The following is a 15,429-nucleotide window of genomic DNA, read 5'->3' as shown; positions in this document are numbered from 1 at the left end:
GGCAGCCTAACAGCCCGGCGGGCGGAGAAAAGACCCTTGGACTGGACAAGAACCGTGGATGCCTATTGCGAAAGGCTCACCCCGGCCCTCTGGGCCGAGCCCGTGAACGCCTTGACCAACCTTGCCTTCGTGGTGGCCGCAGTGGTCGTCTGGCGCCGGTTGAACGGCGCGGACACGGGCCTGGCGCGGGTGCTGGCCGTGGTGCTGGCGTTGATCGGCCTGGGCAGCTTCCTGTTCCACACCGTGGCGCGCGCCTGGGCCGGGCTGGCCGACGTGGTGCCGATCGCCGCCTTCGTGACCCTTTACCTCTATGCGGCGAACCGCGCCTTCTGGGGGCTTGGCCCGGCGCGGGCGGCGCTGGGCACGGTGCTGGCGCTCGCGGTGTGCGCGGCGGCCGTGCCCCTGCTGGCGGGGCTGCCGGTCGTGGGGGTGTCGGCCGGTTACCTGCCGTTGCCGCTGCTGATCGCGGGCTATGCCGTGGCGCTGGCCCGTCGCGCGCCGGCCACGGCGCGGGGGCTGGCGGTGGGCGCCGCGCTGCTGGCGGTCTCGATCCTGTTGCGCAGCCTCGACGCGCCGCTCTGCGCCATCGTGCCCCTGGGCACCCATTTCGGCTGGCATCTGCTGAACGCGGCGATGCTGGGCTGGATGATCGAGGTCTATCGTGTCCACGTGGTTGCGCAACCCTCGCGTGGGCGCTAAACGCAGGCCCCGTGGCCTGAAACGGAGAGTTGACGATGTCGATCGATACCGAGACCGCCGCGCGCGTGGCCCGGCTGGCGCGCATCCGCGTGGACGACGACGCGCTGCCCGGGCTGGCGCAGGAGTTCAACCGCATCCTGGGGTTCATCGACGAACTGGCCGAGGTCGACGTGGACGGCGTCGCGCCGATGGTCAGCGTCACGCCCATGCGCCTCAAGCGTCGCGCCGACGAGGTGACCGACGGCGGCCAGACCGACAAGGTCCTGTCGAACGCGCCCGATGCGCGCGAGGGCTTCTTCGCCGTGCCCAAGGTGGTGGAATGATGACCCGGGAACTCAACGCCCTCACCATCGCCCAGGCCCGCGACCGGCTGCGCGCCGGCGATGTCACCTCGGTCGAGCTGACCGAGGCCTGCCTGACGGCGGCCGAGGGGGGCAGGGCCCTCAACGCCTTCGTCCACGACACGCCCGAACAGGCGCTGGACCAGGCCCGCGCCGCCGACGCGCGGCTGCAACGGGGTGACGCGCCGGCGATGTGCGGCATCCCCGTCGGCATCAAGGATCTGTTCTGTACCCGCGGCACGGCCAGCCAGGCGGGCAGCCGCATCCTCGAGGGCTTCCGCCCGGAATACGAATCCACCGTCACGCGCAACCTTTTCGATGCGGGCGCGGTGATGCTGGGCAAGCTGAACATGGACGAATTCGCCATGGGAAGCTCGAACGAGACCAGCGTCTACGGTGACGCGGTCAACCCGTGGAAGGTGGATGACCGCCGGCTGACCCCCGGCGGCTCCTCGGGCGGCTCGGCGGCGGCCGTGGCCGCCGACCTATGCCTGGCCGCCACCGGCACCGACACCGGCGGCTCGATCCGCCAGCCCGCGGCCTTCACCGGGATCACCGGGCTCAAGCCCACGTACGGGCGCTGCTCGCGCTGGGGGATCGTGGCCTTCGCCTCCAGCCTTGACCAGGCCGGGCCGATGACCAAGTCGGTGCGCGATGCGGCGCTGATGCTGCAGGCGATGGCCGGCCACGACCCGATGGATTCGACCTCCGCCGACCTGCCCGTGCCCGATTTCGAGGCGATGCTGACGGGCGACATCCGCGGCAAGGTCATCGGCATCCCCCGCGAATACCGCGTGGACGGCATGCCCGACGAGATCGAGGCGCTGTGGCAGCGCGGAATCGAGATGCTGCGGGACGCCGGTGCCGAGATCCGCGACATCTCGCTGCCGCACACGAAGTATGCGCTGCCGACCTACTACGTCATCGCGCCGGCCGAGGCGTCATCGAACCTCGCACGTTACGACGGGGTGCGCTACGGTCACCGCGCCACGCTCGACAAGGGCGAGGGCATCGTCGACATGTACGAAAAGACCCGCGCCGAAGGCTTCGGCGACGAGGTCAAGCGCCGCGTGATGGTGGGCACCTACGTGCTGTCGGCGGGGTTCTACGACGCGTACTACAACCGTGCCCGCAAGGTGCGCACCCTGATCAAGCGCGACTTCGAACAGGCGTTCGAGGCTGGCGTCGACGCGATCCTGACCCCGGCCACGCCCTCGGCCGCCTTCGGCCTTGGCGAGGTCGGCGACGAGGATCCCGTGCAGATGTACCTCAACGACGTCTTCACCGTGCCGGTGAACCTGGCGGGCCTTCCGGGCATCAGCGTGCCCGCCGGGCAGGACAAGTCCGGTCTGCCGCTGGGCCTGCAACTCATCGGCCGGCCGTGGGAAGAAGGCGATCTGCTGAATTGTGCCCACAGCCTCGAGACGGCCGCGGGCTTTGTAGCCAAGCCCGGGAAATGGTGGTAGAACCCCGCTTCAAAACAGGCGTGGCAGGAAAAAGCAGATGCGCATCTTGATTGTTGGCACGGCCTTGCTGGGCGTTGCCGCGTGCAGCCCGCAGGTGCCCGACAGCGGCCCCGGGTTCGACCGCCCGGCGCAGTACGAAAGCCGCAAGACGGCCCGCGATTCCCGGGTTGCCGGGCAGCCGCTGGCGGCGCCGGGCACCATCGCGACCGAACCGTTGGCACCGGGCGACGACGCGCGCAGCGGCGGGCGCACCGCGGCTGCGCCGGCTGGCGATGCGACGGTCACCGACCGGAGCGCGCAGGGCGACGACGGCGCGCGGCTGGCCGCCGAGACGCGGGCCGCGCTCGCGGAAACGCAGGCCAACTCGGGCGAGCCGGTGGTGCATGCCGCGCCCGGCAACCCGCCGCCCGAGGCTGTGACGACAGCCAGCGGGATCTCGCGCGAAAACGACTTCGAGGCGGTGGACGCCGAGCGTTCCATCGAGGAAGACGCGGAGCGTATCGCGCGCATTCGCGAACAGTACGAGGTCGTCGAGCCGACCGCGCTGCCCGCGCGCCGTGGCGACACCGGTCCCAACATCGTGGCCTACGCGCTGTCCACCAGCCACCCCGTGGGCACGCAGGTCTACAAGCGGCGTGGCTTCAACCTGGAGGCGAGGAACCAGCGCAACTGCGCGAAATACCCGTCGCCCGACAAGGCGCAGGCCGCGTTCCTCGACATGGGTGGGCCCGAACGCGATCGGAAGGCCCTTGATCCCGATGGCGACGGCTATGCCTGTTCGTGGGATCCGGAACCTTTCCGGCAGGCCCTCGGCGGGTGAGCCACCGGTGGCCGGCCGGCTGATCCGGCATCCATCGCCGAATTACGGCGCGCGCCGCGGCGGGGCCAGCCCCGATCTCGTGGTGCTGCACTACACGGGCATGGCGAACGCCGGGGCGGCGCTGGCGCGCCTGTGTGAGCCATCGGCGGCCGTGTCCGCCCACTACCTGGTCGACGAGACCGGCACGACCTTTCAACTGGTGGAGGAAGCCGAGCGCGCGTGGCACGCCGGGGCCGGCCGGTGGGGCAGGGTGGACGATGTCAACTCACGCTCCATCGGTATCGAGCTTGTGAACACCGGCGCGCATCCCTTCCCGGCGCCGCAGATGGCCGCGCTCGAGGCGCTGCTGTACGATGTGATGACGCGCCGGTCGATCCCGCCGGCACGCGTGATCGGCCATTCCGACATGGCGCCGGCGCGGAAATCCGACCCCGGCGCCCGGTTCGACTGGGGCGCACTTGCCCGTGCGGGGCTTGCCGTTTGGCCCGCGGCGGAGGCGGGCGGCCGCTGCGGCGACCCGGCCCGCTTCGCCACCGATGCGGCCGCTTTCGGCTACGACACATCTGTCGGCAGCACCTGGATCCTGCGCGCCTTTCGCCTGCGGTTTCGCCCCTGGGCGGCGGCACGGGGCGGGGCACCGGACGCTGTCGATGCCGCTCTCGCCGCCGATCTTGCGCGCCGCTTTCCCGTTGACCAGGGCGCGGCGACTGCCTAAGTCACCCTTGCGCGGAGGGCCGGATGGCCGCGGGGGTATGCCCCCCGAGGAAAGTCCGGACTCCACAAGGCAACGGTGCCGGGTAACGCCCGGCCGGGGCAACCCGAGGGAAAGCGCCACAGAAAACAGACCGCCGGCCCCCGGGCCGGCAAGGGTGAAACGGTGGGGTAAGAGCCCACCGCGGCCCTGGCAACAGGGCCGGCACGGCAAGCCCCACCGGGAGCAATGCCGAATAGGGATCCCGCATGGGCCGCCTTGGCCCGGGATCCGGGTAGGCAGCTCGAGGCGCGCGGGCAACCGCGCGTCCAGAGGAATGGCCATCCAAGGGGCCTCCCCCTGGACAGAATCCGGCTTACAGGCCCTCCGCGCGTGAAATTTGGCCGCCCGGCCGGTTGACTCGGGGCGCGTCCCGGGTAAAAGGCAGGCCTCACGACAGATACCACGGGGCGCGCAAGGCCGCCCGCCGCAGGAGACCCGATTATGGCGAAACCGACGACCATCAAGATCCGCCTGAACTCGACCGCGGGCACGGGCCATTTCTACGTGACCAAGAAGAATGCCCGCACCATGACCGAGAAGATGACGATCCGGAAGTACGATCCCGTCGCGCGCAAGCACGTCGAGTACAAGGAAGGCAAGATCAAGTAATCCTGCCCAGCATCGGACTTTGGAAAGGGCCGTGCCACGTTGGCGCGGCCTTTTTCGTTCCGGCCGTCTGCGCGAAGCATGAAAGCGCGGGTGGACGACGAGGTGGCGCATGCACGTCGACCGCGCCGCCGGCCCGCGTCGGTGCCCGCGGGGCGGCGCCAAAACGAAAGGGCCGGTCGCTTGCGACCGGCCCTTCCCTGGCGATCCGGAGGGATCGGCGTTATTCGCGCCCGCCGAGCAGGCTGAGAAGCATCATGAACATGTTGATGAAGTCGAGGTAGAGCCTCAGCGCGCCCATGATCGCGGACTTGCCGAGCCATTCGCTGTCGCCGTGCTGGGCGTGGGCGAGATACTCGTTCTTGATGTCCTGCGTGTCATAGGCCGTCAGCCCCGCGAAGATCAGCACGCCGATGATCGAGATGGCGAACATGATGGCGGGCGAGCCGAGGAAGATGTTCACGATCGAGGCCACGATCAGGCCGATCAGCCCCATGATCAGGAAGCTGCCCCAGCCCGAGATGTCCTTCTTCGTCGTGTAGCCCCACAGCGACAGGCCCGCGAAGGCGATCGCGGTGATCAGGAACACCTGCGCGATCGAGTAGTCGGTAAAGACCACGAAGATGTAGCTGATGGAGACACCCATCACCGCCGAGAAGGCGTAGAAGAACAGTTGCGCCCCGGCGGCCGACAGGCGGTTGATCGCGGCGCTGAAGGCGAAGACCATGATCAGCGGCATGAACATGACGATGTAGCGTGTGAACCCCGTGAACAGGGTGTTCATCATCGCCGCGTTGTTGCCCACGGCCCAGGCCGCGGCGAAAGTCAGCAACATGCCCACCGACATGGTGCCGTAAACCTTGTTCATGTGGGCGCGCAGGCCCTGGTCGATCTGGGCGGAGCGGGCGCCCGCCGCCGACCGGATCGTGTCGAATTCAGCCATCTATGCCTCCGAGTTGTGAACGCGCGGGCCCGGCAGGGCCAGTCACCGACAATATCGGTCAGGCACGGCGGCTTTTCAAGGCTTTCCGGCCGGCCACGCGCCGTTTTCGCAGGGTCAGCAACGCCAGCTGTCGGGTACGTCCCACGGCGCGCGGCGCGCCTCGCGCTCGGCCTCGTCGCGCGTCAGCCCGAGGTCGGCCAGGGCGGCATCCTCCAGCCGCCGAAGGGCCTGGCGCTGGCGGAAAAGCGCGGCCAGCGCACGCAGGCCGTGCCGCCGTGCCGGGGGGCAACCCGCGCGGCGGCGTGTCTGTTCCAGTAGGGTCATGGCGGCCTCCTTTTCATCGCGTGATGCAATGCGCCGGTTTCATTTCGACTGTTGATGTTTCTGGCATGATCTGCTTCATTTGAAAAATGAATGTTTAATGGGCAACACATCAGGGGTCGTGATACATGCGGAATCTGGACACCACCACGCTGCGGTCCTTCATGGCGGTTGCCGATCATGGGGGCGTAACCCGCGCGGCCGCCACTCTGAACCTGACGCAATCGGCCGTGTCGATGCAGCTCAAGCGGCTCGAGGAAACGCTGGGCCTGGCCCTGCTGGATCGTGGCAACCGGCGCGTCACGCTGACGCCGGCGGGCGAGCAGCTTCTGGGATATGCACGGCGGATGATCGCCCTCAACGACGAAGCGGTCGGCCGCTTGACCGACACTGTCTGGGAAGGGGAGGTCACGCTGGGGGTGCCCCACGACATCGTCTACCCCGTGATCCCGCGGGTGCTGCAACAGTTCAACGCGGCCTTCCCACGGGTGAAGGTCAATCTGAACTCCTCGCACACCACCGAGTTGCGCCGCGCCCACGACAAGGGCGAGGTCGAGTTGATCCTGACCACCGAGGCCGAGGTCGGCCCGGGCGCGGAAACGCTGGGCGAGGTGCCGCTGCGCTGGATCGGGGCGCCGGGCGGTTCGGCCTTCCGGCAGCGGCCGCTGCGGCTGGCCTATTGCCGGCAGTGCGTCTTCCGCGCCGGCGACATCGCGCGCCTCGACGCCGCCGGCATCGACTGGGAGATGGCCGTGGAATCGGAATCCGACCGCACCGTCGAGGCCACGGTCAGTGCCGACCTCGCCGTGACCTCCATGCTCGAAGGGCACGCGCCGCCGCACCTGGAACAGATCGCGCCGGGCGAGGGGCTGCCCGACCTGGGGCACCAGAAGATCAACATGTACGGTGGCGGCACCGCGCGCGACGAGATCATCGCACGGCTCGCCGGGATGGTCCGGCAGGGGTTCGGGGTGTCCCCGGCGCGGCCGGCGGCGCCCCGCGCGGTCAGCGCATCGTGACCACGACCTTGCCGGTCGACTTGCGCCGGCGCAGCAGGTCCAGCGCCTCTTCCGTGCGTTCGAGCGGCAGGGTATGGCTGACGTGCGGGGCCAGCCGGCCGGCCTCGTACCAGCGCAGCAATGTGGCCAGGCTGCCGGTCAGGACCTCTGGGCGGAACCGCAGGTAGCCGCCCCAGTAGAGGCCGAGGACGCTGAGGTTCTTCACCAGCAGGTGGTTGGCCGGGATCTGGGGCACGTCGCCCGACGCAAAGCCGATCGCCAGGATCCGCCCCTCGGGCCGGCAGGCGCGGAAGGCGGCGCGGAACTGCTCCCCGCCCACGGGGTCATAGACCACGTCGAGCCCGCCGAGATCCTTGCAGGCCTGGCGGATGTCCTCGGTTTCGGCGTCGACGAGGTGATCGGCACCGGCCCGTTGGGCCACGGCCAGCTTGTCGCGTCCGCGCGCGCAGGCGATCACGCGCGCGCCCTTCAGCTTGCCGATTTCCACTGCGGTCAGCCCGACGCCGCCGGCCGCGCCGAGCACCAGCAGCGTCTCGCCCTGCTGCAGGCGCGCGCGGTGCTCGAGCGCCACGTGGCTGGTGCAGTAGGCCACCTGGAAGGCCGCGGCCTCGGTGTGATCCATGCTGTCGGGCAGCGGCACCGCGCGGTCGGCGGGGAAACAGCCGTAGTCGGCCAGCCCGCCATGGCCGCCGAAGACAGCCACACGCGTCCCCGGCGCCGGCCCCGATACGCCGGGGCCGAGGGCGTCGACCTCTCCGGCGACCTCCATCCCCATCGTGAAGGGCGGCTCCGGCATGTCCTGGTACTTGCCCTCGATCATCAGCAGGTCGGCGAAATTGAGCCCGCAGGCGTGGATGCGCAACCGCAACTCTCCCGGGCCGGGTTCGGGCCGCGGCAGACCCTCCGCAAGAGTTGCGCCGGCATCGGGCGCGGTGATCCGGAATGCGCGCATCTTGAAGCCCTGCCCCTCGTCCTGCTGCGGTGTCCGGCCGCGACGGCCACCGCGATTTGACCGATCCTCCCGCGCGAGTCAAACGCGGCCCGAACGCGACCTATCCGGAAGCATAGGTGCCCGTGCAGATTGCATCCATTTCGTATAGGTCTCTCATGCGTGGTGTGTTATAGGTTGATTTGGGAATCTTGTCTGGATAATGTGCCGCGCATTACAGGGTGGTTGCACCGATAAGCGTCCAGGCGTCGCGCGCGGCGGGTGCGTGGGGGTTTGGCGAAACGCCCGGCCCGGGGCTTGCCCTCGTGGGTGATGATTACGAAGGAGTTGGTTATGACGCATCCGGTCGACGTGCATGTCGGTAAACGCATTCGCCACCGCCGGTGGCTCACGGGGATGACGCAGCAGCAGCTGGCACAAAGCGTCGGCATCAAGTTCCAGCAGATCCAGAAATACGAGACCGGCGCGAACCGCGTCAGCGCCTCGCGGCTTTGGGATATCGCCGACGCGCTGGGTGTCGACGTTGCCTTCTTCTTCGAAGGGCTCGACGGCAGCGGCGGCAAGGCGCGCGCGGACTACTCCATGCCGTCCGATCTTCTGGCCAACAAGGAGGCGCTGGAACTCGTGCGCTCATACTACGCCATTCCCGAGAACCAGCGACGCCGCCTGTTCGATCTCGCCCGCGTTCTCAGCGACGTCGCCTGACGCGGCGACCCGGCGGTGGCGGGCCTGCCACCCCCAAGACCCGGAGCGGCAGGCGCATGACCGACCCAGACATTCCGGCCACGGCCCACGCGATGGCCGATGCCGCGCGTACCGCGATCCTTCCGTATTTCAGGTCGGACGGCCTTCATGCCGACAACAAGGACGCCGGGGGGTTCGACCCGGTGACGGAAGGCGACCGCGCAGGCGAGCGCGCGATGCGCGCGGTGCTGGCGGAACGCCGCCCGCGCGACGGGATCATGGGCGAGGAATTCGGCGCCGTGCCGGGCGAGTCGGGGCTGACCTGGGTGCTCGATCCGGTGGACGGCACCCGCGGTTTCCTGTCAGGCACGCCGACGTGGGGGGTGCTGATCGCGCTCTCGGACGATTCAGGGCCGCTCTACGGGCTCATCGACCAGCCCTATATCGGCGAGCGGTTCGAGGGCGGCCTGGGCCGGGCGCGGATGGAGGGGCCGATGGGCCGGCGCGCGCTCGGCGTCCGGGGCGACCGGCCGCTGGCGGAGTCGATCCTTTTCACCACCTCGCCCGACGTGGGTGACCCGGCCGAAACGGCAGCCTTCGCCCGGGTGGCCCGCGCCGCGCGGCTGACGCGCTACGGCATGGACTGCTATGCCTACGCGATGCTGGCCGCCGGGCACGTCGACCTCGTGATCGAGGCCGGGCTCAACGCCTACGACATCCAGGCGCCACAGGCGGTCATCACCGCCGCGGGCGGTATCGTGAGCGACTGGCGGGGCGGGCCGGCGCACAACGGCGGACGGGTGATCGCCGCCGCCGGCCGCCGGCAGCACGAAGAGGCCCTCGAACGTCTCGCGCACTTCGATCAGCCGGCAGCGGTGGATTGATCGGCCTCGGGCGGTCGGGCCAAGGGTGACGAACGCGCGCGGCTCTTCGCCCCTTTTCCGTCGCGCGCCGACCACGTCCCGACGATGGACGATGCCCGCAGCCCACTGGACGGCGCCGACATCCTGATCCGCGACGGTGTCATCGCGCGGGTCGGGGCAATGCGGGACGCCCGCGTGCCACGCTGAAGATCGCCAGGCGCGGTGGCGCCGATGTCCCCGGCCGCCCCGATTTCGGGCGCATCGCGCCGGGTGCCCGGGCCGATATCCTGGCCCGCGACATCTCCGGCCCGGAAAGCGCCGGCACCCGGGATCCCGTCACGTTCGCGCTTGCGGGTCCGCGACCTGTTCGTCGAAGGCCGTGCCGCGGTGAAGGATGGCCGTCCGGCCACCCGTGGTCTGCCGGCGCTGTTGACTTGGCACAACGCGCTGGCACGGCGGCCGGCCCAGGGGTAGACTCGGGGCACGTTTTCAACAGCAACCAGAGGTCGCCATGCGCCGAAGTGCCCGCGTGATCCTGCTTCTGATGGTGGCGCTTGCCGTCGCCGCGCCCGCGGGCGCCCAGGCCGTGACCGACCTCGGGGTCTCGGCCCGGGCCTCGATCAACGCGATCCGCGCGCAGCACGGGCGCGGCGCGTTGCGGGTGGATGACAGGCTGGCCGCGGCCGCGGTGGCGCATGCCCGCGACATGGCCGCCCGCGGGTTCTTCGGACACGCCGGTTCGGACGGGGCTGGGGTGGGCGACCGCGTGCGCCGGCAGGGCTACGGCTTCTGCGTGGTGGCCGAGAACCTTGCGAGGGGCCGGGGCAGCCTGTCGGCGGTGCTGGCGGGCTGGATGAAGTCCCGCCCGCACCGACGCAACCTGCTCAACCGCCGCGTCACCGGCTACGGGCTGGTGCTGGGGCCGGACAGCACATGGGTGATGGTTCTGGGCCGGCCCGGCTGCTGAAACGCCTGCGCGGCGCGGGGCGATTGTCTTCGTCGGGCCGCTTCACTAATCCTAGGCCGGGCCGCGGACGAAGGGGGCGCAGATGACCGATCAGGACGACCAGGCCGAGGCCGACACCGAGCGCGGCGACGACGCCTACGAGCTCGATCCCAGGTCCGTTGCCGCGATCATGTACGCCGTCGACACCGGCGACCGCGACCGGCTGCTCGACGAGATGGCGTCGATGCACGCCGCCGACATCGCCGACCTGCTCGAGCAGGTCAACGCCTTCGACCGGCGCCGCCTGCTCGAGCTGTACGGGCCGGATTTCAACGGTGACGTCCTTTCGGAGCTCGACGAGTCGCTGCGCGAGGAAGTGATCGCGCTGCTGCCCGACGAGGTCCTGGCCGATGCCGTGCGCGATCTGGAATCCGACGACGTGGTCGACCTCGTGGAGGACCTCGAGGACCGCCAACAGGAAACGATTCTCGGTGCACTCGAGGACAGCGATCGCGCGGCGGTCCAGAAATCGCTGACCTACCCGGAGTATTCCGCCGGTCGCCTCATGCAGCGCGAGGTCGTGATGGCGCCCGAGCACTGGAACGTGGGCGAGGCGATCGACTTTCTGCGCGACCGCGACGACCTGCCCGACCAGTTCTACCACGTCATCCTCGTGGACCCGCGGTTGCGGCCCGTGGGCAACGTGACGCTGGGCAAGATCATGGGCTCGCGCCGCGAGGTGCTGCTCAAGGACCTGGTCGAGGAGGTTTTCCACGTCATCCCCGTCACCCGCGACGAGGCCGATGTCGCCTATGCCTTCAACCAGTATCACCTGATCTCCGCGCCGGTGGTGGACGAGAACGAGCGCCTCGTCGGCGTCATCACAATCGACGATGCCATGGCCGTCCTCGACCAGGAGCACGAAGAGGACATCCTGCGCCTGGCCGGCGTGGGCGAGGGCCGGCTGACCGACCGCGTGATCGATACCACGCGGCGGCGTTTCCCGTGGCTGGCCGTCAACCTGGCGACGGCGATCCTTGCCTCGGTGGTGATCGCGCAGTTCGAGGCCACGATCGCGCAGTTCGTGGCGCTGGCGGTGCTGATGCCCATCGTGGCCTCGATGGGCGGCAATGCCGGCACGCAAAGCCTGACGGTGGCGGTGCGCGCCATCGCCACCCGGGACCTGACCGGCAGCAACGTCTGGCGCGTGATCCGCCGCGAATGCCTGGTGGGCCTGCTCAACGGGCTGGCCTTCGCCGTGGTCATGGGCGGCGTCGGGGTGCTGTGGTTCGGCGGGCCGCAACTGGGGTACGTCATCGCCGCCGCCATGGTGATAAACCTTGTCGTTGCCGGGCTCGCGGGCACGGTCATCCCCGTGATCCTTGACCGTGTCGGCATCGACCCCGCGCTCGCCTCGGGGACGTTCGTCACCACGGTGACGGATGTTGTCGGCTTCTTCGCCTTTCTCGGACTCGCCGCGGTGATCCTGACATGACCGACCTCAAGACCATCAAGGCCGAAGCGCGCAGGGCCGCCTTCGCGCGCCGAAAGACCGCCCACGACGCCGCCGGGCCGGACGAGGCCCGGCTGCTGTGCGAGGTGCTCGCCGACCACCGCGGCGTGCCGCTGTCGGGCTACATGGCGATCCGCACGGAAATCGATCCGCGCCCCGCGATGGCGCAGGCCGCGGCGCACGGTCCCGTGGGCGTCCCGGTGATCCAGGGCAAGGGGCTGCCGCTGAAGTTCTTGCGCTGGTGGCCCGGCTGCCCGCTTCGCGAAGGCCCGTTCGGCGCCATGGTGCCGCAGGTGGACGACTTCCTCGAACCCGAGGTCCTGATCGTGCCCCTTGTGGCCTTCGACCGGCAAGGCGGGCGGCTGGGCTACGGCGGCGGGTTCTACGACCGCACGCTCGAAAAGCTCCGGGCGCGCCGCCCGACGCGCGCCATCGGCTTTGCCTACGCCGCGCAGGAGGCCGAGACCCTGCCGCTGGAACCCACCGATCAGCCCCTCGACATGATCGTCACCGAACGCGAGGTGCTGCGCTTCGGCGCGCACTGATCCCCCCGCTTCACCTTGGCGGAAATACTCCCGCCGGAGGCACCCCGAGGACGCGGCCGAAGGCCGCGGACGAGACATCATGCGCGCGCCCTGCGCGCTCCGCTTCGGAAAGGCGCCGTGATGGAAACCGTGCTTTCGCATGCCGGGAGGGCTTGATCGCCGTAATATTTCATATATTCATGAAATATGGAAAGGGAATCGCTGACACAACTCGCCACGCTCGCCCACCCGCAGCGTATGGCCGTGTTCCGGCTTCTGATGCGCCGCTACCCGGACGAGGTGGCGGCCGGCGAGATCGGCCGCGCGCTGGTGCTCAAGCCATCCACGACATCCGTCTATCTTTCCGCCCTCACCGAAGCCGGTCTCATCGCGCAGCGGCGCGTCGGCACCTCGCTGCGCTACCGGATCGAGATGCCGGCCGTCCGCGACCTCCTGCGTTTCCTTGCCGCCGATTGCTGCCGGGCCCGCCCGGACCTTTGCCCGCCCCTCGACCTGTCGACCCTTGCCGGAGATCCCGAGATGCCCGACCGCCGCTACAACGTCCTTTTCATCTGCGTGGGCAACTCCGCCCGCTCGATCTTTGCCGAATCGCTGCTGCGCGACATGGCCGGCGACCGGTTCGTCGTGCATTCCGCCGGCACCCGGCCCTATTCGCAGCTCAACCCCTTCGCGCTCGAGGTGCTCGAACAGAAAGGCCACGACACCGCACCGCTGCGCGCCAAGACCGTGGCCGAGTTCCAGGGGCCGGATGCGCCGGCGATGGATTTCGTCTTCACGGTCTGTGATCGCGCCGCGAACGAGGAATGCCCGCCCTGGCCGGGGCAGCCGATCACCGCGCACTGGGGCGTGCCCGATCCGGTCAAGGCCACGGGCAGCGACGCCGAGAAGAGCCTCGCCTTCCAGCAGGCCTACGGCATGCTGAAGAACCGGATGCGGGCCTTCGCGGCATTGCCGCTCGGGACGCTTGACCGCGTGGCCCTTCAGGCCGCCGTCGACGATATCGCGACGCATGACGGCGAGGTGCAGTCATGACCACATATGCCCTGAACGGGCTGGGGCGCGTGGGCAAGCTGGCCCTGCGCCCGCTGCTTGACCGCGGTGCCGATGTCGCCTGGATCAACGACGCGGTGGGCGACCCGGAGATGCATGCGCATCTTCTGGAATTCGATACCGTGCACGGGCGCTGGGACGCAGCCTTTGCCCATGACAAGGACAGCGTCACGATCGACGGCACCCGGTTGCCCTTCGTCGGGGCGCACGACCTGTCGGGGCTGCCGCTGCACGGCATCGACGTTGTGATCGACTGCACGGGCGTCTTCAAGTCCCGGGCCGCGCTCGCCCCTTATTTCGCGGCCGGCGTCAGGAAGGTCGTCGTCTCGGCACCGGTCAAGGACGGGCCGACGGCCAATATCGTCTACGGTGTCAATCACGGCACCTACGACCCCGAATCGCATGACATCGTCACCGCGGCGAGTTGCACGACCAATTGCCTGGCCCCGGTGGTCAAGGTCCTGCACGAGGGCCTCGGCATCCGCCACGGCAGCATGACCACGATCCACGACGTGACCAACACGCAGACGATCGTGGACCGCCCCGCCAAGGATCTGCGCCGCGCGCGCTCGGCGCTCAACAGCCTGATCCCGACGAGCACGGGCAGCGCCACGGCGATCACGCTGATCTACCCGGAACTCGAGGGCCGGCTGAACGGCCACGCGGTACGTGTGCCGCTGCTCAATGCCTCTCTGACCGATTGCGTGTTCGAGGTCGAACGTGAAACCACTGCGGACGAGGTCAACGCGCTGTTCGCGGCGGCCGCCGGGGGTCAGTTGGCCGGCATCCTGGGCTACGAGGACCGCCCCCTCGTCAGCGCCGATTACGAGGGCGACACCCGCTCGGGCATCGTGGACGCGCCCTCGACCATGGTGGTGAACGGCACGCAGGTGAAGGTTTACGCCTGGTACGACAACGAGGTGGGCTATGCCCACAGGCTCGTCGACGTGGCGCTGATGGTCGGGAGCACGCTGTGACGCGGCCTGCGGGATTGTCCGCCTACATCGCCGTGACGGCGGCCTACTGGGCCTTCATGCTGACCGACGGCGCGCTGCGGATGCTGGTGCTGCTGCATTTCCACACGCTGGGTTTCACCCCGGTGCAGCTGGCCTACCTCTTCGTGCTCTACGAGATCGCGGGGATGGTCACCAACCTCTCGGCGGGCTGGATCGCGGCGCGCTTCGGGCTGACCTCGACGCTCTATGCCGGGCTGGTGCTGCAGGTGGCGGCGCTGGTCGCGCTGGCGCAGCTCGACGCCGGCTGGGCGGTGGGCCTCTCGGTGGCCTATGTGATGGCGGTCCAGGGCGCCAGCGGCGTGGCCAAGGACCTTGCCAAGATGTCCTCGAAATCCGCCGTCAAGCTGCTCGCGCTAAGCGAGAACGCCGGTCTCTTCCGCTGGGTCGCCGTCCTGACCGGCTCCAAGAACGCCGTGAAGGGCCTGGGCTTCCTTCTGGGCGCGGCGCTGCTGGCGACGCTGGGGTTCGCATGGGCGGTGCTGGGCATGGCCGCCGTGTTGGCGGTGATCCTGGCGGCGGTGGCCGCCGCGATGCCGCCGGGGCTGCCAACGGGCCGCAAGAACGCGAAGTTCTCGGAGGTCTTCTCGAAGTCCGCGAACGTCAACTGGCTGAGCGCGGCGCGCGTGTTCCTGTTCGGCGCGCGCGACGTGTGGTTCGTCGTCGGCATCCCGGTCTACTTCTATGCCGTCCTGTCTGACGGCACCGGGGCGGGAGACCGTGCCGCCTTTTTCATGGTGGGCAGCTTCATGGCCGCGTGGATCATCCTCTACGGCGCGGTGCAGGCCGCCGCGCCCCGGCTGCTGCGCGCGGCCCGCCGGCCCGAGGCCGAACTGGTCGCCGCGGCGCGGGGCTGGGCGCTGGCGCTGTTCGTCGTGCCGGCCGCGCTGGCCGGCG

The 15,429-nt window shown here is 69.4% G+C and carries 18 protein-coding genes and 1 other RNA gene; 16 read left to right on the top strand and 3 right to left on the bottom strand.

Features of this window, described 5'->3' with window-relative positions; genetic code table 11:
* The first annotated feature begins 36 nt into the window (after window positions 1-36).
* The 7 genes from CEF10_RS14000 (at window position 37) to rpmG (ending at window position 4,689) form a co-directional block, all read left to right on the top strand.
* The gene (locus CEF10_RS14000; RefSeq protein ID WP_101068800.1) at window positions 37-699 is read left to right on the top strand and encodes a ceramidase domain-containing protein; all 663 of its coding nucleotides are present in this window, start codon (window positions 37-39) and stop codon (window positions 697-699) included.
* A 35-nt stretch (window positions 700-734) separates the two neighbouring features.
* A complete protein-coding gene (gatC, locus tag CEF10_RS13995) occupies window positions 735-1,022 on the top strand; it encodes an Asp-tRNA(Asn)/Glu-tRNA(Gln) amidotransferase subunit GatC (protein ID WP_101068799.1) in 288 nt (95 codons plus the stop codon).
* Window positions 1,022-2,506 (top strand): Asp-tRNA(Asn)/Glu-tRNA(Gln) amidotransferase subunit GatA, encoded by a 1,485-nt coding sequence (gene gatA / locus CEF10_RS13990; protein WP_101068798.1) that lies wholly within the window; start codon window positions 1,022-1,024, stop codon window positions 2,504-2,506. Before gatC ends, gatA begins: the two co-directional genes overlap by 1 nt.
* Before the next feature lie 37 nt (window positions 2,507-2,543).
* Window positions 2,544-3,326: a hypothetical protein gene (locus CEF10_RS13985; RefSeq protein ID WP_101068797.1), complete on the top strand. Its 783-nt coding sequence runs from the start codon at window positions 2,544-2,546 to the stop codon at window positions 3,324-3,326.
* Between the two features lie 7 nt (window positions 3,327-3,333).
* Window positions 3,334-4,041 (top strand): N-acetylmuramoyl-L-alanine amidase, encoded by a 708-nt coding sequence (locus CEF10_RS13980; protein WP_232796517.1) that lies wholly within the window; start codon window positions 3,334-3,336, stop codon window positions 4,039-4,041.
* An 11-nt stretch (window positions 4,042-4,052) separates the two neighbouring features.
* Window positions 4,053-4,412: RNase P RNA component class A (rnpB, locus tag CEF10_RS13975), an RNA gene on the top strand.
* A gap of 109 nt (window positions 4,413-4,521) precedes the next feature.
* On the top strand, window positions 4,522-4,689 hold the full coding sequence (gene rpmG, locus CEF10_RS13970; RefSeq protein ID WP_010441901.1) for a 50S ribosomal protein L33: 168 nt from the start codon (window positions 4,522-4,524) through the stop codon (window positions 4,687-4,689).
* A 220-nt stretch (window positions 4,690-4,909) separates the two neighbouring features.
* On the opposite strand, the gene CEF10_RS13965 is transcribed toward rpmG, so the two are convergent.
* Both CEF10_RS13965 and CEF10_RS13960 read right to left on the bottom strand, forming a co-directional pair.
* Complete coding sequence (locus CEF10_RS13965; RefSeq protein ID WP_101068795.1) at window positions 4,910-5,629, bottom strand: Bax inhibitor-1/YccA family protein; 720 nt, start codon at window positions 5,627-5,629, stop codon at window positions 4,910-4,912.
* Between the two features lie 114 nt (window positions 5,630-5,743).
* On the bottom strand, window positions 5,744-5,953 hold the full coding sequence (locus CEF10_RS13960; protein ID WP_101068794.1) for a DUF1127 domain-containing protein: 210 nt from the start codon (window positions 5,951-5,953) through the stop codon (window positions 5,744-5,746).
* Between the two features lie 125 nt (window positions 5,954-6,078).
* Here CEF10_RS13960 and CEF10_RS13955 point away from each other — a divergent pair, with 125 nt between their 5' ends.
* The gene (locus CEF10_RS13955; protein WP_101068793.1) at window positions 6,079-6,969 is read left to right on the top strand and encodes a LysR family transcriptional regulator; all 891 of its coding nucleotides are present in this window, start codon (window positions 6,079-6,081) and stop codon (window positions 6,967-6,969) included.
* Here CEF10_RS13955 and CEF10_RS13950 read toward each other — a convergent pair.
* Entirely contained in the window at window positions 6,956-7,921 is a 966-nt protein-coding gene (locus CEF10_RS13950) for an NADPH:quinone oxidoreductase family protein (protein WP_101068792.1), read from the bottom strand. The genes CEF10_RS13955 and CEF10_RS13950 overlap by 14 nt on opposite strands.
* Before the next feature lie 330 nt (window positions 7,922-8,251).
* Here CEF10_RS13950 and CEF10_RS13945 point away from each other — a divergent pair, with 330 nt between their 5' ends.
* From CEF10_RS13945 to CEF10_RS13910, 8 genes are all read left to right on the top strand, one after another.
* Window positions 8,252-8,623: a helix-turn-helix domain-containing protein gene (locus CEF10_RS13945; protein ID WP_101068791.1), complete on the top strand. Its 372-nt coding sequence runs from the start codon at window positions 8,252-8,254 to the stop codon at window positions 8,621-8,623.
* A 56-nt stretch (window positions 8,624-8,679) separates the two neighbouring features.
* A complete protein-coding gene (locus tag CEF10_RS13940; RefSeq protein WP_101068790.1) occupies window positions 8,680-9,486 on the top strand; it encodes an inositol monophosphatase family protein in 807 nt (268 codons plus the stop codon).
* Between the two features lie 490 nt (window positions 9,487-9,976).
* Complete coding sequence (locus CEF10_RS13935; protein ID WP_101068789.1) at window positions 9,977-10,432, top strand: CAP domain-containing protein; 456 nt, start codon at window positions 9,977-9,979, stop codon at window positions 10,430-10,432.
* Window positions 10,433-10,514: 82 nt separating this feature from the next.
* Entirely contained in the window at window positions 10,515-11,906 is a 1,392-nt protein-coding gene (gene mgtE, locus CEF10_RS13930; RefSeq protein ID WP_101068788.1) for a magnesium transporter, read from the top strand.
* A complete protein-coding gene (locus tag CEF10_RS13925) occupies window positions 11,903-12,469 on the top strand; it encodes a 5-formyltetrahydrofolate cyclo-ligase (protein ID WP_101068787.1) in 567 nt (188 codons plus the stop codon). The genes mgtE and CEF10_RS13925 overlap by 4 nt, the downstream gene beginning before the upstream one ends.
* Window positions 12,470-12,655: 186 nt before the next feature.
* Entirely contained in the window at window positions 12,656-13,501 is an 846-nt protein-coding gene (locus tag CEF10_RS13920; protein ID WP_101068786.1) for an arsenate reductase/protein-tyrosine-phosphatase family protein, read from the top strand.
* The gene (locus tag CEF10_RS13915) at window positions 13,498-14,496 is read left to right on the top strand and encodes an ArsJ-associated glyceraldehyde-3-phosphate dehydrogenase (protein WP_101068785.1); all 999 of its coding nucleotides are present in this window, start codon (window positions 13,498-13,500) and stop codon (window positions 14,494-14,496) included. Before CEF10_RS13920 ends, CEF10_RS13915 begins: the two co-directional genes overlap by 4 nt.
* 56 nt (window positions 14,497-14,552) lie before the next feature.
* Window positions 14,553-15,429: MFS transporter (locus CEF10_RS13910; RefSeq protein ID WP_232796521.1), on the top strand; the 877-nt coding region annotated here is incomplete at its 3' end.

It is taken from the genome of Roseovarius salinarum, assembly GCF_002834145.1.
GTDB lineage: Bacteria > Pseudomonadota > Alphaproteobacteria > Rhodobacterales > Rhodobacteraceae > Roseovarius > Roseovarius salinarum.
The sequence above is the reverse complement of the archived record's forward strand: the minus strand, read 5'-3'. Positions and strand labels throughout refer to the sequence as shown.